Origin of the sequence: Streptomyces fradiae ATCC 10745 = DSM 40063, assembly GCF_008704425.1 — a bacterium.
Taxonomy (GTDB): domain Bacteria; phylum Actinomycetota; class Actinomycetes; order Streptomycetales; family Streptomycetaceae; genus Streptomyces; species Streptomyces fradiae.
In genome coordinates this window covers 6,015,294-6,036,622 of the sequence record NZ_CP023696.1, presented here as the reverse complement: position 1 = coordinate 6,036,622, position 21,329 = coordinate 6,015,294, and the positions used below count along the sequence as shown (strand labels likewise).

The window sequence follows — 21,329 nt, the reverse complement described above, 5'->3', positions numbered from 1 at the left end:
GAGCGGGGTGGGGTGGTTCAGGGGAGTACGCGGGACTCGCCGACCGCCAGGTCCCACAGGCGATCGCGGGGCAGGCCCGCCGCGTCCCAGGCGGCGTGGAGGCGGGTGCGGGGCTCCATGACCGGTTCGGAGGACAGGACGAACGTCGCCCAGTGCATGGGCGCCATGAACCGGGCGCCCAGGTCGCGGAAGGCCCGCACGGCCTCCTCCGGGTCGGTGTGGACGTCGCCGAGCCACCAGCGGGGGGCGTACGCGCCGATCGGCAGGAGCGCCAGGTCGATGCCGGGATGGCGGTCGGCGATGCGGCGGAACCAGTGGCCGTACCCGGTGTCGCCGGCGAAGTAGACCCGCCGGTGGTGCGAGTCGGTCAGGACCCAGCCGCCCCACAGGGAGCGGCAGGTGTCGGTGAGGGTCCGCTTGGACCAGTGGTGGGCCGGTACGAAGTCGAAGCGGACCCCGCCCAGCTCGGCCGACTCCCACCAGTCGAGTTCGGTGACGCAGGTGAAGCGGCGGCGCCGGAACCAGCGGCCGAGGCCGGCCGGGACGAACAGCGGGGTGGTGCGCGGGAGCCGTCGCAGGGTGGGCCAGTCGAGGTGGTCGTAGTGGTTGTGGCTGATGACGACCGCGTCGACGGGCGGCAGGTCCCGCCAGCGGACGCCGACGGGTGTGACGCGGGCCGGGGTGCCGAGGATGCGGCGGGACCAGACGGGGTCCGCGAGGACGGTGAGCCCGCCGGCCCGGATGACCCAGCTCGCGTGGCCCGCCCAGGTGACGGCCACCGTGTCGGGGCCCGCGGGGGGCAGCGGGCCGGGCGCGAACGGCAGCTTGGGCACGTCGCGCAGCCCGTCGGCGCCGGGCCGTACGGCGGCGGCGCCCTCCCGGGCCAGGCGGGCGAAGGCGCGGACGCCCGGCAGCGGGGCGGTGAGGCGGCCGGCGAAGGAGCGGGGCCAGGAGCGGGTCTCGCCCAGCGGCCGGGGCGCGGGGCACCTCACGGCGCCCGTGCCCGGACCGGGGCCCGTGCCCGGAGCGGGGCCCGTGCCGGTGCCTGACCCGGGGCCCGTGCCGGGCGCGGCGGGGTCCCGGGGCGAGGCGACCGGGGGGAGGTCTGCGGGTGTCCCGTCCGTCATGTGCGGGGTCCTCCAGCGGTCGCGGCGCGGTCCGGGCGCGGTTCGGGGTCGCGCAGCGCGGCCGACAGGCCGGCCAGGGCCCGTGCCACGTGCGGCAGGTCGAGCGGGTCCTCGGCGGTGAGGGCCTCCAGCCGCTCCTCCGGGGTGGCGCCCAGCAGCGGCGTGGTGGCCAGGCGGACGCGCAGGGCGCCGAGCTCGTCGCCGAAGCGGTGGGCGCCCGGTGCGGGCGCCCCGAGCCGGGCGGTCAGGTGGTCCTCCAGTTCGATGGAGTCGGTGACGCCCCGCTCGGCGAGGGCGCCGCGCAGCGGGCCGAGGTCCGCGTACAGGTGGCGCCCGGCCTCGGGCGGGAGGGCCAGGGCGCCCGCGTCGAGGACGGCGCGGTGGGCCGCGGCGGCCACGCGCGCGTGCAGGGCGGTGGCGGCGGCGTTGCGGGCGGTGACGGCCTCCGGCTCGTCCAGGGCGTGCGCGACGGCGGCGGCCAGCGGGCCGGGCAGGTCGGCGCCGAGCGCGGTGAGCACGTCCAGGGCGCGGGCCCGGTGGGCTGCGCCGGACGGGCCGGGAGGGAAGCGGGCGACGGCGGCGGGCCAGGCGGCGGGGGTGAGGGCGCCCGCGAGGTCGCACAGGACGGTGACGTCGCCGGGGCGCATCTCGGCGGGGCTGACGAAGACGGTGTCGTGCGGCCGGTGCACGGTGTCCCGCCAGGTCTCGTCGCTGATGACGTGCAGGCCCTCGCCGGCGGCCGCCTCGCACGCCTCGTGGACCAGTTCGGGCGGGGCGACGGTGCCGGTCGGGTCGTCGGCGACGCCGAGCAGCAGCACGGCGGGCCGGCCGCCCTCGGCGCGCACCCTCCGCACGGTCTCCAGCAGCGCGTACGGGTCGGGGACGCCGCCGCACTCGGCGGGGGTCGGCACGTGGTAGGCGGGCCGGCCGAGGAGCCGGACCTGCGGGGTCCACGACAGGGGGCAGGGGCGGGGCATGAGCACGTCGCCGCCGTGCGCGGCGAGCAGCGCGGTCAGCAGCGGGCCGGTGCCGGGCGAGGCGGCGATGTCCTCGGGGTGGCAGCGCAGGCCCCGGCGCGACCAGTAGCCGCAGGCCGCCTCGCGCAGGACGGGCCCGCCGCCGGGCGGTTCGGCGTCGGGCCGGGTCGCGGCGGCGGCCAGCAGCCCGGCCAGCTCGCCGACGACGGGCAGGCCGGTGTCGGGGGCGGGCGGGGCGTACCGCACCTGCCCGTGCCCGTGGGCGAAGCTGCGCGTCACCACGACCTCGGCCTCCCGTGCGTCTGAGGGCTCGAACCCTTTATACGAACATTTGCGGTGGTTCGCCGTTCGGAGGGCCGGGGGCCGCTCCGGCGCCGCCGGCGGGGCGGGCCAGTTCCTCCCGCAGGTCGCGGCCGCGGGCCCGTACGATCCCCGCCGCCACGTCGGCCAGCTTGCGGTTGGTGAGCTGGGAGGAGCGCCGCAGCGCCGCGTACGCCTCGTCGGCCCCGCAGTCCAGGACGTGCATGACGATGCCCGCGGCCTGGTCGATGACGGGCCGGGAGCGCAGCGCGGACTCCAGCTGGCCGACCTCTGCGAGGGCGGCGCGGTGGCGCCGGTCGCGCGCGAGCCCGGCGGCGGCCTCCGCGCCGAGGGCGGCGGCGGGGCCGTGCGCGGCGCCGGTGAGGGAGCCCGGCCGGAAGCCGTACAGATGGAGGGCGAGCGAGGCGCCCGCCCGGTGGAAGGGCAGGGTCGCGGCGGCCCGGACGCCCGCGCCGAGGGCCGCCGCGCGGAAGGCGGGCCAGCGTGCGTCGTGGAGCAGGTCCCCGGCGACGACGGGGCCGCCGCTGTCGAGTGCCGCCGTGATCGGGCCGTCGCCGGTGGCGAGCTGCACGCCGACCAGGGCGGCGAGGTCCGGGTGCGTCGCCGCGGTGCGGCGCTCGTCCCGCTCCGCCTCCCCGCCGCCGAGTGTCACCGCGGCGCCGCAGCAGGCGGGCAGGAAGCGGACGCACTGCTCGGCGAGCCGCTGGAGGCGGCGCGCGGCCGGTGCCGGCCCGGGTCCCTCGTGGTCGGGCGCGATCAGCATGGGGGCGGCTCTCCTCTCCGGGTGCGGCTGCCCGCCGCGCTCCCGCCGAAACGGCCCCCGGCGTGCCCGCCCCGGCGCTCCCCCACCGGTGCTGCGCCCGCCGTCGGGGCATACGGGCCGCAGGCGCGCCGGGTGGTGCGCGCCCCGGCGGAACCGGAACGGGAACGGCAGCCTCGGCGGACGCGCCGGGCGGAGCGGGAGTCAGGATCATGAGCGAGACCGGCTCGTTCGGCGAGGACCTCGCGGACTTCGTACGGCGGGTGGGGGCGCTGCGCGGTTCCCGCGCCCTGCCGGCGGCGGAGCTGCGGGGCGTGCTGGACGCCGCCCTGTTCGAGCTCGAGCACGCGGCGGAGACCCTGTGGCCCCGGTACGAACGGCTGGCGGCGAGGGCGCCGGAGGGCACGTCGGCGGAGCGGCGGGAGCGGCAGCTGCTGAGGGCGGTGTTCCAGCGGCTGCCGCTGCCCGTGGTGCTGGTCGACCGGGACACGGCCGTACGGCGGATGAACCCGGCCGCGACGGCCCTGACCGGGGTGCGGGCCGGATACGCGACGGGGCGCCCGCTGGCGGGGCTGCTCGCTCCGGGCGACCGGGCTCCGTTCCGGTCGCAGGTGGCGGCGGCGGCGCGCGGCGAGGGCGCCCGGAGCCTCACCGTGCGGCTGCTGCAGGGGCCCGACGAGCCCGTGCGGGCCACACTGACGGCGTTGTCCCCGCCGGGTGAGCCGCAGCGGACGGTGGTGCTCGTGCTCCAGCCGGGTGTGCCGGGCGCGGGCGCCGGGGCGCGGGCCGGGACCGGTACGGGAAGCGGGGCGGTGCCGGGAGTGGCCCGGCCCGGCGGTGGGCGCGCGTCCTCCGCCGCCGGGGCGGGTACGGGAGCCGGTGCCGGCGCGGCCAGCGGGGCGCCGGGGCGGCCGGGCGGTGGGCCCGAGCGGCCGGGCGGTGTGCCCGAGCGGCCGGGCGGTGTGCCGGGCCTCGCGGAGGCCACCGAGCGGGCCGGGGCGCTGGACCTGGTGGACGCCGTCGCGACGGCCCTGCTGCGGACGGCCCCCGGCGACGCGCGCGGCGCCCTGGAGGCGGCGGCGCGGGTGCTGCACGGCCGGTTCGCGGACTGGGTCGTCGCCGACCTGTGCCCCGAGGGGCCGGACGGGCCGCTGCGGCGGGCCGCGGTGCTGGGCCCGAGGGACGGCGACACCCGGGCGGCGCGGGCGCTGGCCGCGCAGGATCCCGCCTCCTGCCCGCTCGTGGTGGAGGTGGCGGCGGGCGGGTCCGCGTCCCTCCAGGTGCGCCCCGAGGACGCGCTGGCGCTCGGGACGGACGCCGACGGGGCGGCGGTGCTGGTGCGCGCCGGGGTCGGTTCGCTGCTGTGCCTGCCGGTGGTGGCCGCCGGCCCCGCCCCGGACGGCGGCGCCGCCGGTGCGGCGGGGCCCCGGGTGCTGGGGGTGCTGACGCTGCTGCGCTGCGGCGCCCGGCGGGCGTTCTCGATGGCGGAGGCCCACGCGGCCGACGTGCTCTCCCGCCACGTCGGCCTGGCCATGTGCCGTCCGGCCGGTCCGGGCGGCCTCGGCGGTACGGGGTGTGCGGGATGTGCGGGCGGTACGGGGTGTGCGGGCGGTACGGGGTAGACCGGCCCGCTCCGGTGCGGACGGGCCGGGCGGCGGGCGGTCGGCCGGCACCACCGGCGCCCGCGGCGCCGGCCGGCCGCCCGCCGCCGGTGCCGGTACCGGGCGGGACCGTGGCGGACGGGGCGGGCGGGGCGGGCGGGTGCCGCCGGTTCGGTGCCGGCCCGCCCCGGGGGCACGGTCGCGGACGGGGGCGCGTACCGGACGGCCGGGGCGGCACCCGGACGGCCGGGCGCGTGCGGGACGGGCGCCGCCGCGGGCGCGGGCCGCGCGGGTGCGGTCAGGCCGCGTCCCGCATGATGTCCTCGCGCAGGCGCGTGCAGCAGCGGCTGATCAGCCGGCTCACGTGCATCTGCGAGATGCCGAGGTCCTCGGCGATGCTGCTCTGCGTCATGTCGCGGAAGAACCGCATGTAGAGGATCCTCTGCTCGCGCTCCGGCAGGGTGCGCAGCCTGGGCTTCACGGCCTCCCGGTCCACGACCACGTCGAGGGCCGGGTCCGGGCCGCCGAGCGCGTCGACCAGGGTGTAGCCGTCCTCGGTGCCCGGCAGTTCGGCGTCGAGCGACAGGGCGGTGAAGCTGTCGAGCGCCTCCAGGCCGGCGACGGCCTCCTCCTCGGTCATCCCCGCCTTCTCGGCTATCTCCGCGACCGTCGGGGCGCGCCCGCCGACCGAGTGGGAGAGCTCCTGGTAGGCGAGGCGCACCCGGCCCCGCAGGTCCTGGACGCGGCGGGGCACGTGCAGGGTCCACATGTGGTCCCGGAAGTGCCGCTTTATCTCGCCGGTAATGGTGGGCACGGCGAAGCTCTCGAAGGCCGCGCCGCGCGTGGGGTCGTAGCGGTCCACCGCCTTGACCAGGCCGAGGGCCGCGACCTGCCGCAGGTCCTCCAGCGCCTCGCCGCGGTTGCGGAACCGGCCGGCGAGCCGGTCGGCCATGGGCAGCCAGGCGCTGACGATGTCCTGGCGGACGCGGTCCCGTTCCTCGCCGGGCGGCAGGGCCGCCAGGCGCCGGAAGGCCTCGGCGGTGTCGGGGGCGTCGTCGTGCGGATGCTTCGTGTGAGCGAGCGTAGGCATGTGGTTCTCAGCTCCCTGAACGGCGCTGACGGTTGGCTGTCACCCCGAGGAAGCTCCGCCCGGACGTGGACACGCACGTCCGGAGCGGATTTCCCGCTCCCACGGACGTGCCTCCGGTCCGAAGCACGAGATGCGCCTGCCCGGGGTCCGGGGTGGCAAACACCTTGGAACCACTCTCCGTTCGGACGCCGTGGACGGCTCGCCGAGCACGGCGGGAAGCAGCCGGAACCGCCGCGCCGGCCGGCCGGCGGGCGATGCGGGCGGCGGTATACGCGCAGTTCGGCCGTAGGGCGGGGGCGCCGCGCGAGCGGTCGCCGGGCCCGTACGAGGCGTTCCCCCGTACGGGTGAATCCGGAGGCTCACTCGCCGGCGCCCAGGGCCGCGGCGGGCGCCGTCTCGGGGCCGGCGGCGGCGGGCGGCTCCGCCGGATCGCACGGGTCCAGGGGCTCGGCGGGCAGCATCAGGTCCTCGTAGCCCGCCATCCCCATCACCACCGCGAGCATGGCGGGTGGCAGCAGCAAGACGATCAGTACGGCCGTCACGTCCATCGCCCCGTCCTTCCCGTCCGGGCCAGTCGGCCGCTGCGGCGAGTCCCCCCGCCCCCCACCCTCAAACCGGCCGGCCCGGGGCGCCGGGCTCGTGGGCGTCGGCTCGGAGCGTCGGCCGCAGCAGGCACCGGCGGCCGCGAGACGGCCCGGGGGCGTGCGGGCCGGCCGGTCCGGGCGTACGGGCGGTACGGGCGGGTTGCCGGGGTTTGCGGCGGCGGCTCCGGGTACCCGCCCGGCGACCGACACACGCCGCACCTGGAGGGCGCCATGCAGCGAGGCAGCGACCGGCTCAGCCGGCGTCAGGACGACGCGATGAAGCACCAGCTCGAAGGGCTGCTCCGGTCGGGCCACCCCACGCGTACGGAGGAGTGGCACGACCCCGAGCCGGTGGCGGACGACGACCCGGAGCTGGCGCAGGGGCGCGTCCCCGGCGACGCGTTCGAGGCGCTGCGCCTGGAGCTGGCCCGGCATCTGGCCCGCACCCCGTTCCCGGCGCACCGCGGGGACCTGCTGCGGGTCCTGCGGGAGCGGCACGCACCCGACCCGCTCACGGAGCGCGTCGAGGACCTGCCCGGCGACCGCACCTACCGCAGCGTGCAGGACGTCGCGGTCGCCCTGCACCGGGCGTGAGCGGGGACCGGGCCTGACCGGGGCCGGGACCGCCCTGAGCGGGACCGGCTGAGCGGGACCGGCTGGGCGGGACCGGCCTGAGCGGGGTACGCGGGCGGTCCCGCCGCGGGGCGGGCGCCGATCCGGCCCCGCCGCCGCGTGGACGGCGTGGAACACCGGAAGGACCGGTGCGACACGGCCGGCCGGGTCGTACCCGCCGGCGGTCGTACCGAAGAACGGCCGGGGCGCCCGCCCCTCAGGGCGGGCGCCCCGGAAGACGACGACAGGAAGGGAAGCACATCGTGCGCATCGCGTTTCTCATGGCGCCCGAGGGCGTCGAGCAGGTGGAGTTCACGGAGCCCTGGAAGGCGGTGAAGGACGCCGGGGGCTCCCCGGAGCTGGTGTCCACCAAGCCGGGGAAGGTGCAGGCGTTCCACCACCTCGACAAGGGCGACACGTTCCCCGTCGACCGGACGGTGGACGAGGTGTCGCCGGACGCGTACGACGGGCTCGTCCTGCCGGGCGGTGTCGCCAACCCCGACGCGCTCCGCATGGACGAGAAGGCCGTCGCCTTCATCCAGGGGTTCTTCGAGGCCGGCAAGCCCGTCGCGGCGATCTGCCACGCGCCGTGGACGCTGATCGAGGCGGACGTCGTGCGGGGACGGCGGCTCACGTCGTGGCCGAGCCTGCGCACGGACGTCCGCAACGCGGGCGGCGAGTGGGTGGACGAGGAGGTCGTCGTCTCCGACGACGGCTCCGGGGCGCTGATCACCAGCCGGAAGCCGGACGACCTGCCCGCGTTCTGCGCGGCGCTCACCGAGCAGTTCCGCAAGGCGGGCGCCGGAGCGGGGACCGCCTGACGGCCACCCCCACCGGACCGCGGCGGGCCCGCACGCCACCGGCCCCGCCGGGCCGCACCGCACGCGCGCCGGCTCCCGTACGTCCCCCGTACGGGAGCCGGCGCGCGCCGTGCCGCCCCAAGGGCTCACGGGCGGCGGCCCAGCAGGTTCAGCAGCCTCGTCTGCGCGTCGGCGTCCGGCGGGGAGGGCACCGGCTCGGCGAAGAGGCCCGACGCGGCCAGCGCGTCGGCGTAGGGGGCGACCTCCCGGTACGCGAGGTCCACCAGCGGCCCCGGCAGCCGCTCGTCGGCGCCGATGGCCCGCGCCAGGTCCCAGGAGTGGACCACCGCGTCCATCACCATCTGGGAGCAGTAGGCGGTGGCCGCCGTGTCCCCGGACGAGAGGGCGACCGTGCGGTCCAGCGCGCCCTCCTCCGCGAACGCCCGCCGGGCGCCCTGCGCCGCCCGGTCCCAGGCGGCGACCGGGTCGTCGCCGAGCACGTCGCCGTCGTACGCGTCGCCGACCTCCGCCACGCTCCGCCCCTCGCGCACCAGGTCCGGCACCCACAGCTGCTCGCCGGTCAGATGGTTGACCAGGTCGCGGACCGACCACTCGGCGCACGGTGTGGGCGCGCCCCACTGGTCGTCGCGTACGGCGTGGACGTGCGAGGAGAACAGGTCGAGCGCCTCCTGGTGCCGGTCGAGGAGCGGGCTGCCGGGCATGGGCCACCTCCGGGTGGGGTCGGGGATTCCACTGTGGGCCGGGCCGCCGGGCGCCGCGACAGCAGCGCGCCCGTGTGGCGTCCGTGCCCTCGGGTACCCGCCGCGGCGGACGTCCCCGGCCTCCGGGAGGGAAACCATGCGATTCGCCTTTCTGACCGCTCTCCACGACCGTCCGGGCCCCTGGGCCAGCGTGTACCTCGACACCTCGCGGATGGACGAGTCCGCCCGGTGGCGGCAGGAGCTCATGGCGCGCGAGGCGTGCGACGAGCTGGCCGCCCAGGGGGGCGACGGGGCGACCGTGCGGGCGGTCCACGCGACGCTGTCCGCGTGGCCGCGGCCGGCGGGCGAAGCCGGGCGCGCGGTGTTCGCGGCGCACGGCGAGGTCGTGCTCGACCCGCAGCTGGCCGTACGGCCCCCGGCCCCGTCGCAGGTCTTCTGGTCGGCGCTCCCCCGGCTCGGGCCGCTGCTGGACCTGGCCGCCGGGGAGCCGGTGTGCCTGGTCGCGTACGTCGACCGGACCGGCGCGGACCTGGAGCTGCGCGGCCCCGTCGGGCCGGCGACGCCGGCCGGGGAGGTGCGGGGCCGCGACTGGCCGGTGCACCGCACGGCGACGAACACCTGGTCCGAGCGGCACTTCCAGCTGAGCGTGGAGAACACCTGGGAGGAGAACGCGCGGAAGGTCGCCGACGCCGTCGCGGACGCCGTGCCGCGGCTCGGCGTGGACGTGGTGGTCCTCGCGGGCGGCGAGCGCGAGCGGCGCTCCGTCCACGAGCGGCTGCCCGTCGCCCTGGCGGCGGAGGTGGTGGAGAGCGGGCACGGCGGCCGGGCGGCGGGGTCCGGGCGCGAGCGGCTCGACGAGGACGTACGGGCCGCGAAGGAGGCGTTCCTGCGGCGCAGGGCGGAGGCGGAGCTGGACCGGTTCCGGGCCGCCCGTGCCCCCGAGGGGGCGAGCGCGGCCGGCGCGGCGGCGGCCGAGGGGGTGCCGGCGCTGGTCGAGGCGGCGCGGGAGCACCGGATCGCGGAGCTGCTGATCCGCCCCGAGGGGCCCGACGCGCACCGCCGGGTGTGGGTGGGCGCCCACCCGGACCAGGTGGCGGTGCGGCGGTCGGAGACGCAGTACCTGGGCGACACCGAGCCGCTGCCGGCGCGGGCGGACGACGCGCTGCTGAGGTCGGCGCTGGCGGCCGGCGCAGAGGTGCTGCGGGTGCGGCCCGAGATCGACGACGAGGTGCCGGTCGGCGGGCTCGGCGCGCTGCTGAGGTGGCCGTACGACGAGAAGGAGACGGAGGCGGCGACGATGTGAGGCGGTGGTGGTGGCGGGACGCCGGGGTCACCGGCGTCCCGCCACCACGTTTTGCCCCCTCACTCGCGTCGCCCGTCATCAGGTGCCCCCGAGGAGGGCCCGTCGGCTGACCCGAGGGCCGCCCGTCAGGCGATGACCCGTTCCACCATCAGCCTCACCGCCGCGGCGATGGCGTCGGCGTCGATGCCGGCCTCGTGCAGCTGCTCCTCCGGAGTGGCCGAGCCCGGCATGGAGCGCACCGCGAGGCGGACCGTCCGGGGTGCGGGGCCGCCGTCGGCGAAGACCTCCGCCACGGCGTCGCCGATCCCGCCCTCCGGGTGGTGGTCCTCGACGGTGAGCAGGCAGCCGGTCTGCGCGGCGGCCTCGCGGAGGGTGTCCGCGTCGACGGGCTTGACCGAGTACAGGTCGACGACCCGTACGGGGACGCCCTCGCGCTCCAGGAGGTCGGCCGCCTTCAGGGCCTCGTGCACGGTGGCGCCCGCCGCGACGAGGGTGACCCGGTCGTCGTCGTGGCGCCGCAGGACCTTGCTGCCGCCGACCGGGAACTCCTCGTCGGCGCCGTACAGGACGGGCAGGTCGCCGCGCGTGGTGCGCAGGTACCGGATGCCGTCGAGCCCGGCCATGGCGGCGACGAGGCGGGCGGTCTGGTTGGCGTCGCACGGGTAGAGGACGGTGCTGCCGTGGACCGCGCGGAGCATCGCGAGGTCCTCCAGGCCCATCTGGGAGGGGCCGTCGGGGCCGATGGCGACACCGGCGTGGGAGCCGACCAGGTTGACGCCCGCGCGGCTGACGGCGGCCATGCGCACGAAGTCGTGCGCGCGGGTGAGGAACGCGGCGAAGGTCGACGCGTACGGCACGTAGCCGCGCGCGGCCAGGCCGACCGCGGCGGCGACCATCTGCTGCTCGGCGATGTAGCACTCGAAGTACCGGTCGGGGTGGGCCTTCGCGAAGAACCCGGTCCGCGTCGAGTCGCCCACCTCGGCGTCGAGGGCGACGACCCGGCCGAGGGCGGAGCCGACCGCTTCGAGGGCGTGGCCGTACGCGGTGCGGGTCGCGACCGTGTCGCCCACCTCGTACCGCGGCAGCCCGGCCACGGAACCCGGCGGGACGGAGCCGGGCGCGGGGGCGGGCGGCTCGCCGTCCGGCGGGGCCTGCACGGCGACGCGGGCGTGGCGTACGCCGCCGAGTTCGGCGACGACCGCCTCGGCATCCTTCAGGGGCTTGCCGTGCAGGCCCTCGCGGTCCTCGGCGGCCTCGGCGCCGCGGCCCTTGCGGGTGCGGGCGAGGATCGCGGTGGGCCGCCCGGTGGTGGAGCGGGCCTCCGCGAAGGCGGTGTCCAGGGCCTCCACGTCGTGGCCGTCCACCTCGACGACGTGCCAGCCGAAGGCGTGCAGGCGGCGGGCGTAGGCGTCGAGGTCGTGGCCGTGCCGGGTGGGGCCGCGCTGGCCGAGCCGGTTGACGTCGACGACGAGGGTGAGGTTGTCGAGGTGCTCGTACGCCGCGTGCTCGACGGCCTCCCAGACGGAGCCCTCCGCCATCTCGCTGTCGCCGGACAGGACGTAGACCCGGTACGGCAGCCGGTCGAGGCGCTGCCCGGCCAGGGCCATGCCGACGGCGACGGGCAGGCCCTGCCCGAGCGAGCCGGTGGCCACGTCGACCCAGGGCAGCCGGGGCGTGGGGTGGCCTTCGAGGCGGCTGCCGAGGGTGCGGTACGTGAGCAGTTCGTCCTCGTCGACGGCGCCCGCCGCCCGGTACAGGGCGTACAGCAGGGGCGACGCATGGCCCTTGGACAGGACGAGCCGGTCGTTGGCCGGGTGGTCGGGGCGGTCGAAGTCGTACCGCAGGTGGTGGGCGAGGAGGACGGCCGCGATGTCGGCGGCCGACATGGAGGACGTGGGGTGGCCGGAGCCGGCCCGGTCGGATACGCGGACCGCGTCGGCGCGCAACTGCTGCCCGAGTGCGGTGAGTTCGTCGGGGCGCATGTCACTCCTCCCCTCGTCCGGCGCCGGTCTGGCGTCCGGGGCCGGCCTTGGCCACCTCGGGTGACGCCGTGTCGAGGGGGACCTGCCAGGAGCGCACCAGGCCGAGCTGCACCGCCTGGCGCGGCAGCGCGGCGTCGAGGAGCCAGTCCGCGGCGACCCTGACGCGGTTTCCGGGCATGGCGGCCAGGTGGTAGCCGCGGGTGACGGCCCCGGCGACGACACCGGACAGCGGTACGCCGAGCGGGTTGGCGGCGGCCTTGACGCCGCCCAGGTCCACGGCGAAGCCCAGGTCGCTGTGGCGGTACGGGGCGGGGGTGCCCACGCCGAGGGACGCGGCGACGTTGCGGGCGGCCACCTTGCCCTGGCGCGAGGCGTGCTGGGCGGTCATCGGCGTGTACTCGCCGGGCCGGTGCAGGTCGGGCACGGCGGCGGCGTCACCGCAGGCGAAGACGCCCGGTCGGCCCGGGACCTCCAGCTGCGGGGTGACGACGAGGCGGCCCCGCTCGACGGGCAGGCCCAGCTCGGAGACGAGCGGGTCGGGGCGGACGCCGACGCACCAGATGAGGGAACGCGTCTCGACGAACTCGCCGGTGTCCAGCAGGACGCCCTCGCGGGTGGACTCCTTGACGGAGGTGCCCGTCCGCACGTCCACGCCGCGGGAGCGGAGCACCTGGTCGGCCGTGTCGGACAGCCGCCTGTCGAGGCCGGGCAGGACCCGGTCGGCGACGTCGAGGAGGAGCCAGCGGGGCCGTGCGCCCTCGGGCCAGGCGGGGTGCTTGCGGACCAGCGCGTCGGTGAACATCTTGCCGTGGGCGGCGACCTCCGTGCCGGTGTAGCCGGCGCCGACCACCACGAAGGTGCAGCGCGAGGCGCACTCGGCGGGGTCGGCGGCGGACGCGGCCAGCTCGATCTGGCGGGTGATGTGGTCGCGCAGGTAGAGCGCCTCGGGCAGGCCGCGGAAGCCGGTGGCGTGCTCGGCGACGCCGGGGATGGGCAGCAGCTTGCTGACGCTGCCCACGGCGAGGACCAGCCGGTCGTAGCGGATGTCGCCGGGGGTGCCCTCGGGGTCGGTGTACTGGACGCGGCGCCCGTCGAGGTCGATGTGCCCGGCCTCGCCGAGGACGAGGCGTACGTGGCGCAGGGTGCCCGGCAGGGAGACGGTGACGCGGCGCGGTTCGAGGACGCCGGCGGACACCTGGGGCAGGAGGGGCAGGTAGAGGAAGTAGTCGGTGGGGTTGAGCAGGACGATCTCGGCACGTCCGCGCAGCGTGCGGGAGAGTTCGCGGGCGGTCTGGTAGCCGGCGAAGCCGGCTCCGACGATGAGGACGCGCGGGCGGCGCCGCGGCTGGGTGGTCACTGGGCCTCCCGTGATGGGTCGCTGTCAGGCTCGGTGGTGCGGTGCCTCCGGGTCGGCGGGCGGGCCGGGCGGCAGCGCCGGCTCGACGGGCTCGGCGGGGCCGGGCGGCGGCTCGGCGGCTTCGGTCCGGTCCGCGCTCCGGGCCGGTCCGGGCGGCGGGGCGACCGGGGCGGGCGACACCCCCGGCGCGACGACGCGCAGGTCGCCGTGGCCCTCCGCCTCGGCGCCCCTCCCGGCGTGCGGGGTGTCCTGGACGTTCGGGTCGGCCGGTCCGGCCGGCTCCGGTTCGAGGGCGCGCAGCGGCGGCCGGTCGGCGGTGCGGGCGCCGCGCCTGCGGACCACCGCGACGAGCGCGGCGAGCAGGGCACCCCCGAGCGCCGCGGTGGCCGCGCGCGCCGGCTGCCGGGACCGCGGGATCTTGTTTCTCATGGGGCGCCGGGTACCCGGCGCGCCGCTCCGTTAACAGGAAGGCCCGCCCCGCGCCTCCCTCCGCGCCCGCCGCACACCTCCCCCCGCGCCCGCCCCACACCCACCGAGTCCACATGGCGAGACACCCGTCTCGCCATGTGGAGTACCGGCGTAGCCTCGGAGCCCGGACCCGAGGAAGACGGAGTACGACGATGAAGGACGCTGTCTACACGCACGGGCACCACGCTTCGGTACTGCGCTCGCACCTGTGGCGCACGGCGGAGAACTCCGCGGCGTACCTGCTGGGCGCGTTGCGGCCGGGGCTCGACCTGCTGGACGTGGGGTGCGGGCCGGGCACGATCACGGCGGACCTGGCCGCGCGGGTGGCGCCGGGACGGGTGACGGGCGTCGACACGTCGGCGGAGGTGCTGGAGCGGGCCCGCGCGGTGGCCGCCGAGCGGCGGGTGGGGAACGCGGTGTTCGCCGTGGCGGACGTGCGGGCGCTGGGCTTCCCGGACGACTCCTTCGACGTGGTCCACGCCCACCAGGTCCTCCAGCACGTCGGCGACCCGGTCGGCGCGCTGCGGGAGATGCGGCGCGTGTGCCGGCCCGGCGGGCTCGTCGCCGTACGGGAGAGCGACTTCGCGGCCTTCGCCTGGTACCCGCGGGTGCCCGCGCTGGCGGAGTGGCTGGAGCTGTACCGGCGGGTGGCGCGCGCCAACGGCGGCGAGCCGGACGCCGGACGCAGGCTGCTGTCGTGGGCGCGGAGCGCCGGGTTCACCGACATCACGCCCGGCGCCTCGGTGTGGTGCTTCGCCACACCCGAGGAGCGCTCCTGGTGGAGCGGACTGTGGGCGGAGCGCACCACGCGGTCGGGGTACGCGCGGCTGGCGGTGGAGGGCGGCCACACGACTCCGGAGCGCCTGGCGGCGGTCGCCGAGGGGTGGCGGGCGTGGGGCGGCGACGCCGACGGGTGGTTCGCCGTACCGCACGGGGAGATCCTCTGCCGGGTGTGATCCGCTCCAACTACCCTGGCGGGCATGGAGATCCTCGGTACCACACTGCGCGTCTGCGTCGACGACCTGGAGGCCGCGACGGCGTTCTACGAGCGGCTCACGGGAGCGCCCGCCCTGCGGTTCGAGCGCGGCGGTGTCCGCGTCGCCGCGGTCGGCTGCTTCCTGCTGATGAGCGGCCCCGATTCGGAGCTGGAGGTGCTGCGCAAGGTCACGGCGACGATCGCGGTCGCGGACGTGGACGTGGCGCACCGGACGCTGACCGAGGTGGGCGCGAGGGTCGTGGCCGGGCCGGTGGCGACGCCGGTGGGCCGCAATCTGATCGCGGTCCACCCGGACGGCTCCGTCTTCGAGTACGTGGACCGGCGCACCCCGGAGGCGGACGCGGAGGGTCAGGGGTAGCCGCCCCGCGGGCCGATCCCGCCCCGGCCGGAAGGGCCCCGCCCCGATCGGGCGGCCGGGCGGACGGGACCCGCCCGATCGGGGCGGAGGGTGGCGGGACGCGCCCCGGCCCGGAGGGGGCGGGACGCGCCCCGCAGGTCAGCGGACCGGGTCCCCGGCCGGCGGCAGGGGCATCTCGGCGGTGATCGCCCACCGCTCGTGGTCCCGCCACGCGCCGTCGACGTGGAGCATCGCCGGGGAGTAGCCCTCCCGCCGGAAGCCCGCGCGGCGCACCAGCGCGAGCGAAGCGCCGTTGCCGGGCTGGATGTTGGCCTCCAGGCGGTGCAGCGCGAGCGGCCCGAAGGCGTGGCGCACCACGAGGGCCAGCGCCTCGCTCATCAGGCCGCGCCCGGCGGCGTGGGCGAACGCGCCGTACCCGAGGGCACCGCACTGGAAGGAGCCCCGCACGATGTTGTTGACGTTGACGAACCCGGCGATGCCCCCGCCGTCGCGCTCGCACACCAGGTGGCCGAAGCGGGCCGGGTCCTCGATGAGGGCGCGCGCGTACGACGCGTAGGCCGCGGGGGTGTCGGGCGGGAACAGCCAGGGACGGTGCAGGTCCGCGCTCTCACGGGCGCGCGCGGTGAACTCGGCGGCGTCCGCGTACCGGAAGGGGCGCAGGGCCACGCGGGGGCCCTCGGCGTGGTACGGGGGGCGCGGGGTGGCGGCGTCGGGCATCCGCCCAGCGTAGATCGCTCCCGCCCGGCCCGCCCGGCGCCCCAGCTTGTCAGACAAGCGCGGATTGCCTGGTGGGCGGCGGGCGGCATACCGTGCGGGTGACCGGCGGACAGACGAGCCAGGGAGGTACTGCGGTGGTCGGTACGGAGCGGCGGCGTCCGGTCGTGGTGCTGTACGAGCGGATCGTCGACGCGATCCACGCCGGCACCTACCCGCCCGGCTCCACCCTGCCGTCCGAGCCGCGCCTCGCCTCCGAGCTGGGCGTGAGCCGGCCGGCCCTGCGCGAGGCGCTGCTGCTGCTCCAGGAGGACGGGCTGCTGTCGGTGCGCCGCGGCGTGGGGCGCACGGTCAACGACCGCCCGCCGCGGCGCGGCTTCGAGTACGTGCGGCCGCTGGAGGAGCTGCTGGGCGCGGGCGCCCCCGTCCGGGTGCGGGCGCTGCTGCGCACCGTGGAGCAGCCCACCGACTTCACCGCCCAGCACCTGCTGGCACCGGTCCGGGCCGAGCTGCGGTTCTGGGAGTCGCTGCTGGCGGCGGAGGGCACCGCGGCGGCGCTCAGCCAGGAGTGGGCGGCGCCCGACGGGGTGCTGGAGCGCGTCCACCCGGCGTTCGCCGCCGCCCTGCGGGAGGCGGCGGAGGGCGCCTCGATGCTGGCCGTGCTGGCCGGGGCGTCGCGCGGGGTGGCGCTCGGGGCGCACAGCGCGGTGACGGCGACCCTGCTGGGGCAGCGGCGCGGGGAGCAGCTCGACCGGCCGGCCGACACCCCGGCCGTGCTGGTCACCCAGGTCGTGCGGGTCGGGGAGACCCCCGTCCTCGCGGCGAAGCACATGCTGCCGACGGGCGCGCCCGCCCTGCCGGTACTCCAGTCGAACTGAGCCCGCGCGCCGCACGGGCGGCCGGGGCGGCCCCGCGGGGGCCGGGCGCCGGGCCGCACAGGGCCGTGTCACCGCCGGAACGGGCCCGCCAGGCCGGGCGACCACGGCTTGGCGCCGCGTCGAGGGACCCGCGCCGCGGGGCGCGGGAGGCGGGACGACCGCCGACCGGGACCCGCCGGAGCCCGGCGGCCGGGGCCGGGCCGACGAGACCGGGCCGACGGCGCCGAGCCGAAGGCGCCGAGCCGACGGGGGCCGCTCCCCGCCCGCCGAGCCGACCGGGCCCACGGGGCCCGGCTGTCGTGCGCGTCACGCCGCCCGGCAGCGGGGTGCCCTACACTCCGGTCATGCACTTGTCTGACAACCTCGCCTCGACCGTCTCCGTCGCTGACTGGATCCGCCGGGCCCCCAAGGCCGTCCTCCACGACCACCTGGACGGCGGTCTGCGCCCCGCCACGATCATCGAGCTGGCCCGCGCGTGCGGCTACACCGGTCTGCCGACCGAGGACCCGGCCGAGCTGGCCGTGTGGTTCCGGGACGCCGCCGACTCGGGGTCGCTGGAGCGGTACCTGGAGACGTTCGCCCACACCTGCGCGGTCATGCAGACCCGCGAGGCGCTGGTGCGGGTCGCGGCCGAGTGCGCCGAGGACCTGGCCGCGGACGGGGTCGTCTACGCCGAGGTGCGCTACGCCCCCGAGCAGCACCTGGCGGCCGGGCTGACGCTGGACGAGGTCGTCGAGGCCGTCAACGAGGGCTTCCGCGAGGGCGAGCGCCGCACCGGCGGCCGGATCACCGTCGGCACCCTGCTCACCGGGATGCGCCACACGGACCGCTCCCTGGAGATAGCCGAGCTGACCGTCGCCCACCGCGACCGGGGCGTGTGCGGCTTCGACATCGCGGGCGGCGAGATCGGCAACCCGCCCTCCCGGCACCTGCCCGCCTTCCAGCACCTGAAGCGGAACAACTGCCACTTCACCATCCACGCGGGCGAGGCGGTCGGCGCCGAGTCGATCCACGAGGCCGTGCAGGTGTGCGGGGCCGAGCGGATCGGGCACGGGGTGCGGATCACCGACGACATCGCCGAGGACGGCACCCTCGGCCACCTCGCCGCGTACGTCCGCGACAACCGCATCGCCCTGGAGGTCTGCCCGACCTCCAACCTCCAGACCGGCGCCGCCAAGGACTACGGCTCGCACCCGATCGACCGGCTGCGCCGCCTGGGCTTCCGGGTCACGCTCAACACGGACAACCGGCTCGTCTCCGGCACCACCATGAGCGAGGAGTTCCAGCACATGGCGGACGCCTTCGGCTACGGGCCCGAGGTGTTCGAGGAGCTCACCGTCGCCGCCGTGGAGGCCGCGTTCCTCCCGCTGCCGGAGCGCCGCCGGATCGTCGACGAGATCGTCCGGCCCGGCTACGCGGCGCTCCGCTCCGCCTGACCGGCCACCGCCGCCCCCGGCCCGCCCGGCCCCGCCCCACGGCACAGGACCGGGGCCGGGGGCCGGGGCGCCTCAGCGGAGGGCGGGCACCTCGACCGTGAGCGTCCCGGCGTCCGCGTCGAGGACGGCGGGCACGCCGAGGGGCACGGTCAGCGCGGGAGCGCCGTGCCCGAAGCCCAGCTCCTCCACGACCGGAACGCCGAGCCCGCCGAGCCGGTCCCGCAGCACCGCGCGGACCTCCTCGTACGGGCCGCACTCCGCCCACGAGCCGAGCGCGACGCCGGCCAGCCCGTCCAGCAGGCCCGCCCGCAGCAGCTGGGTGAGCATCCGGTCGATCCGGTACGGCTCCTCCCCCACGTCCTCCAGGAGCAGCAGCCCGCCGCGCAGCGACGCGCGCCCGTCGGGCGTGCCCAGGTTGGAGGCGAGCAGGCTGAGGCAGCCGCCCACCGTGACGCCCCGCGCCCGCCCCGGCACCAGCGGCCGGGCCGTGGGCGAGCCGAGCACCCGCGCCGCCTCCGGCTCGGTCAGCGCGGCCCGCAGCGACGCGCGGGTGGCGGCCTCCTCCAGGAAGCCGGCCGTCCCGGCCATCGGGCCGTGCAGGGTGGCCAGGCCCATCCGCAGGGCGAACGCCTCGTGCAGCGCGGTCGCGTCGCTGAACCCGACGAACACCTTCGGGCCCGCCGCCCGCATCGCGTCCCAGTCGAGCAGGTCCACGACGCGCTGCGCGCCGTAGCCGCCGCGGGCGCAGACCACCGCGTCCACGTCCGGGTCGCACCAGGCGGCCTGGAGGTCGCGGGCCCGGTCCTCGTCCACGCCGGCCAGGTAGCGGGCGCCTGGGTGGCGGTCCAGGACGTGCGGGAGGGCCACCGCGTCCAGGCCCCAGCCGCGCAGCACCGCGAGACCGGCGGCCAGCCGCTCGCCGAGCACCGGGCCGCTGGGCGAGACGACGGCGACCCGCGCGCCCGGCCGCAGCCGCTCCGGCCGGGTGAGCGGCACCAGCGGCGCCACCGGGCACGGAGCCGGCACCGCCGCTTGCCGCACCGCCACGGACGCCGTCGCGAGCGGGGAAGGCCCCACCGCCCCGAGAGCCGCCGAGGACGCCGCAGCCGGCCCCGGCCCCGGCCCCGGCCCCGGCCCCGGCCCCGGCCCCGAGGCCACCACAGCCGAGGCCACCGGACCCGAGCCCACCGGCCCCGAGGCCACCACAGCCCCCGGCGCCGCGGCCTCCCGCGCGGGCGCGGACGGCGGGTTCACGTCCGCCACTCCAGCTCCGGCACATCGGCGCGGTCGAGGCCGAAGGCCCGCGCGTACAGCGCCAGTTCGGCCTCCAGGGCGCGCACCAGGGTCTCGGCGCGCCGGAAGCCGTGCTCCTCGCCCTCGAACGCGAGGTACGCGTGCGGCACGCCGCGCCCCGCCATGCGGGCCAGGAACCGCTCGCTCTGCGCGGGCGGGCAGATCAGGTCGTCCAGCCCCTGGAGCAGGACGAACGGCGCGCTGATCCGGTCGGCCCGGTTCAGCGGGGAGCGCTCCTCGTACAGGCCGGGCACCTCGGCGTGCGGGCCGACGAGCGACTCCAGGTAGTGCGACTCGAAGTCGTGGGTCTCCCCGCCGGTCCCCCAGGCCGTCAGGTCGAGGACCGGGTAGAGGACGGCGGCGCAGGCGTACACGTCGGTGGCGGCCAGCGACGCGGCGGCGGTCCACCCTCCGGCGCTGCCGCCGCGGATGGCCAGCCGCGCCGGGTCGGCGGTGCCCTCGGCGGCGAGCGCCCGCGCGACGGCGGCGCAGTCCTCGACGTCCACGACGCCCCACTGCCCGCGCAGCCGGTCGCGGTAGGCGCGGCCGTAGCCGGTGGAGCCGCCGTAGTTCACCTCGGCGACGCCGATGCCCCGCGAGGTGAAGTAGGCGATCTCCAGGTCGAGGACGAGCGGCGACCGGCCGGTGGGCCCGCCGTGCGCCCACACGACGTACGGCGGCAGCTCCCCGTCGGGGGCGGTGGCGCCGGGGTGGTGCGGCGGGTAGAGGTGGGCGTGGACCTCCCGGCCGCCGGGGCCCGTGAAGGTGCGCCGCCGCGGCTCCGGGTAGTACGCGGGGTCGACCGGGTCGCGGTGGGCGGCGCCGACCACGCGGGCGCGGCCGGTGCCGGTGTCCAGTTCCACGACCTCGTAGCCGCCGCGCGGGCCGGCGGCGACGCCGAAGACGCGGCTGCCGTGCGCGGCGAGGGTGGGCGCCCACTCGGTCCACGGCCCGGCGGCGTCCACCAGTTCCCCGGTCTCGGGGTCGAGGATGCCCAGCGCGGTGGTGCCCCGGCCGTGGACGACGGCGACGAGGCCGCTGTCGAGCGGGCGGAACCATCGCCAGCCCACCTTCCACAGCGGCCCGCCGAACTCCTCCCCGCGGCCCGCGCACAGGGCGGTGGCCTCGGTCGCGCCGGGCGCCCGCCGGTACAGCTCCCACCAGCCGCCCCGGTCGGAGGCGTAGAGCAGGGAGCCGTCGGGCGCCCAGTCGACCTGGCAGACCGACTCGTCGACGGCCCCGGCGACGGGCGTGACGGAGGCGAACGGCCCGCCGGGCACGACCTCGCCGGTCATCAGGAGCGTGCCGTCCCACGGCATCAGCGGGTGGTCCCAGGCGAGCCAGGCCGCCCTGGTGCCGTCCGGGGAGAGGCGCGGCCCGGTGACGAACCGGTGCCGGTCGTCGGTCAGCTCGCGTATCGCGGTGCGGTCGGAGGCGGCCGAGCCGTCGAGCGGTACGGCGGCGATGACGCGCCGCACGTCGCCGGGGCCCTCGCCGGTGTACTCCTCCAGGACGCACCAGACCTCGGTGCCGTCCGGGTGGAGGACCGGGTCGGCCCAGCGCAGCCCGCCGCCGGTCGCCGAGACCGGGGTGAGCGGGCGCGGTGGGGCGGTGCCGTCCGGCTCGTGGGCGTAGAGCCGCTGGTCGGGGAAGTGGCAGAAGACGACGAGCGGCCCGGCGCCGCCGCCCCGCGCCGTGCCCGCCCACGGCTGCCCGCCGTACTCGTTGACGCGGCTGCGGACGTTCCACGGGGGCGGCAGGACGGAGGCCTCCGTGCCGTCGGCGGTGCGGCGCACCAGGGCGCGCCGGCCGCCCTCGGCGGGCCGGGGCGCGGTCCACCACACCTCGTCGCCGACCGTGCCGACGTACTCGGGCAGCCCGTCGTGCGCGGCGGCGAGCCCCGCGTCGATCGGTGACGGCCACGTTCCGTAGGGCCGCGTGGGCTCCAT

General features: G+C 77.9%; 20 protein-coding genes. 8 read left to right on the top strand and 12 right to left on the bottom strand.

Going from position 1 to position 21,329, the window contains the following annotated elements; all coding sequences use genetic code 11:
• Positions 1-17: 17 nt before the first annotated feature.
• The 3 genes from CP974_RS26375 to CP974_RS26365 are packed head-to-tail and all read right to left on the bottom strand — an operon-like array spanning position 18 to position 3,188.
• Positions 18-1,127 carry an MBL fold metallo-hydrolase gene (locus CP974_RS26375; RefSeq protein WP_078915905.1) on the bottom strand — a complete coding sequence of 370 codons (1,110 nt, stop codon included), beginning with the start codon at positions 1,125-1,127 and terminating at the stop codon, positions 18-20.
• Positions 1,124-2,383 (bottom strand): aminotransferase class I/II-fold pyridoxal phosphate-dependent enzyme, encoded by a 1,260-nt coding sequence (locus tag CP974_RS26370; protein ID WP_031136408.1) that lies wholly within the window; start codon positions 2,381-2,383, stop codon positions 1,124-1,126. Before CP974_RS26370 ends, CP974_RS26375 begins: the two co-directional genes overlap by 4 nt.
• 40 nt (positions 2,384-2,423) lie before the next feature.
• Positions 2,424-3,188 carry an ANTAR domain-containing response regulator gene (locus CP974_RS26365; protein WP_078915904.1) on the bottom strand — a complete coding sequence of 255 codons (765 nt, stop codon included), beginning with the start codon at positions 3,186-3,188 and terminating at the stop codon, positions 2,424-2,426.
• 209 nt (positions 3,189-3,397) lie between these two features.
• Between CP974_RS26365 and CP974_RS26360 the strand changes: the two genes are divergently transcribed.
• Positions 3,398-4,807, top strand: coding sequence for a PAS domain-containing protein (locus CP974_RS26360; protein ID WP_078915903.1), 1,410 nt, complete (start codon positions 3,398-3,400; stop codon positions 4,805-4,807).
• Positions 4,808-5,084: 277 nt separating this feature from the next.
• Here the strand turns inward: CP974_RS26360 and CP974_RS26355 are convergent, their stop codons facing one another.
• Together CP974_RS26355 and CP974_RS26350 are read right to left on the bottom strand one after the other, a co-directional pair.
• Positions 5,085-5,876, bottom strand: coding sequence for an RNA polymerase sigma factor SigF (locus CP974_RS26355; protein WP_069978872.1), 792 nt, complete (start codon positions 5,874-5,876; stop codon positions 5,085-5,087).
• 359 nt (positions 5,877-6,235) lie between these two features.
• A complete protein-coding gene (locus CP974_RS26350; RefSeq protein WP_031130614.1) occupies positions 6,236-6,424 on the bottom strand; it encodes a hypothetical protein in 189 nt (62 codons plus the stop codon).
• 267 nt (positions 6,425-6,691) lie between these two features.
• Between CP974_RS26350 and CP974_RS26345 the strand changes: the two genes are divergently transcribed.
• A complete protein-coding gene (locus tag CP974_RS26345; RefSeq protein ID WP_031130616.1) occupies positions 6,692-7,054 on the top strand; it encodes a DUF2795 domain-containing protein in 363 nt (120 codons plus the stop codon).
• Between the two features lie 281 nt (positions 7,055-7,335).
• On the top strand, positions 7,336-7,893 hold the full coding sequence (locus CP974_RS26340; RefSeq protein ID WP_031130618.1) for a type 1 glutamine amidotransferase domain-containing protein: 558 nt from the start codon (positions 7,336-7,338) through the stop codon (positions 7,891-7,893).
• A 125-nt stretch (positions 7,894-8,018) separates the two neighbouring features.
• Here CP974_RS26340 and CP974_RS26335 read toward each other — a convergent pair whose 3' ends face one another.
• Positions 8,019-8,594 (bottom strand): TIGR03086 family metal-binding protein, encoded by a 576-nt coding sequence (locus CP974_RS26335; protein WP_031130620.1) that lies wholly within the window; start codon positions 8,592-8,594, stop codon positions 8,019-8,021.
• Between the two features lie 136 nt (positions 8,595-8,730).
• On the opposite strand from CP974_RS26335, the gene CP974_RS26330 reads away from it, so the two are divergent.
• Positions 8,731-9,897, top strand: coding sequence for a baeRF2 domain-containing protein (locus tag CP974_RS26330; RefSeq protein ID WP_031130622.1), 1,167 nt, complete (start codon positions 8,731-8,733; stop codon positions 9,895-9,897).
• 125 nt (positions 9,898-10,022) lie between these two features.
• On the opposite strand, the gene CP974_RS26325 is transcribed toward CP974_RS26330, so the two are convergent.
• Genes CP974_RS26325 through CP974_RS26315 form a run of 3 tightly spaced genes read right to left on the bottom strand, consistent with a single transcriptional unit; the run spans position 10,023 to position 13,665 of the window.
• Positions 10,023-11,879 carry a transketolase gene (locus CP974_RS26325; RefSeq protein WP_031130624.1) on the bottom strand — a complete coding sequence of 619 codons (1,857 nt, stop codon included), beginning with the start codon at positions 11,877-11,879 and terminating at the stop codon, positions 10,023-10,025.
• Position 11,880: 1 nt separating this feature from the next.
• Positions 11,881-13,236: an NAD(P)/FAD-dependent oxidoreductase gene (locus CP974_RS26320; protein ID WP_031130626.1), complete on the bottom strand. Its 1,356-nt coding sequence runs from the start codon at positions 13,234-13,236 to the stop codon at positions 11,881-11,883.
• Between the two features lie 24 nt (positions 13,237-13,260).
• The gene (locus CP974_RS26315; RefSeq protein WP_031130628.1) at positions 13,261-13,665 is read right to left on the bottom strand and encodes a hypothetical protein; all 405 of its coding nucleotides are present in this window, start codon (positions 13,663-13,665) and stop codon (positions 13,261-13,263) included.
• A gap of 191 nt (positions 13,666-13,856) precedes the next feature.
• Here CP974_RS26315 and CP974_RS26310 point away from each other — a divergent pair, with 191 nt between their 5' ends.
• Positions 13,857-14,660, top strand: coding sequence for a methyltransferase domain-containing protein (locus CP974_RS26310; RefSeq protein WP_031130630.1), 804 nt, complete (start codon positions 13,857-13,859; stop codon positions 14,658-14,660).
• A gap of 24 nt (positions 14,661-14,684) precedes the next feature.
• Entirely contained in the window at positions 14,685-15,059 is a 375-nt protein-coding gene (locus CP974_RS26305) for a VOC family protein (RefSeq protein WP_031130632.1), read from the top strand.
• A 138-nt stretch (positions 15,060-15,197) separates the two neighbouring features.
• Here CP974_RS26305 and CP974_RS26300 read toward each other — a convergent pair whose 3' ends face one another.
• Positions 15,198-15,776, bottom strand: coding sequence for a GNAT family N-acetyltransferase (locus tag CP974_RS26300; protein ID WP_031130634.1), 579 nt, complete (start codon positions 15,774-15,776; stop codon positions 15,198-15,200).
• Between the two features lie 134 nt (positions 15,777-15,910).
• Here CP974_RS26300 and CP974_RS26295 point away from each other — a divergent pair, with 134 nt between their 5' ends.
• Together CP974_RS26295 and CP974_RS26290 are read left to right on the top strand one after the other, a co-directional pair.
• On the top strand, positions 15,911-16,651 hold the full coding sequence (locus tag CP974_RS26295) for a GntR family transcriptional regulator (protein ID WP_031130636.1): 741 nt from the start codon (positions 15,911-15,913) through the stop codon (positions 16,649-16,651).
• 344 nt (positions 16,652-16,995) lie between these two features.
• Positions 16,996-18,087: an adenosine deaminase gene (locus CP974_RS26290; RefSeq protein WP_031130638.1), complete on the top strand. Its 1,092-nt coding sequence runs from the start codon at positions 16,996-16,998 to the stop codon at positions 18,085-18,087.
• 72 nt (positions 18,088-18,159) lie between these two features.
• Here the strand turns inward: CP974_RS26290 and CP974_RS26285 are convergent, their stop codons facing one another.
• Positions 18,160-19,086 carry a S66 peptidase family protein gene (locus CP974_RS26285; protein WP_223844650.1) on the bottom strand — a complete coding sequence of 309 codons (927 nt, stop codon included), beginning with the start codon at positions 19,084-19,086 and terminating at the stop codon, positions 18,160-18,162.
• Between the two features lie 251 nt (positions 19,087-19,337).
• Positions 19,338-21,329 (bottom strand): LpqB family beta-propeller domain-containing protein, encoded by a 1,992-nt coding sequence (locus tag CP974_RS26280; RefSeq protein WP_031130642.1) that lies wholly within the window; start codon positions 21,327-21,329, stop codon positions 19,338-19,340.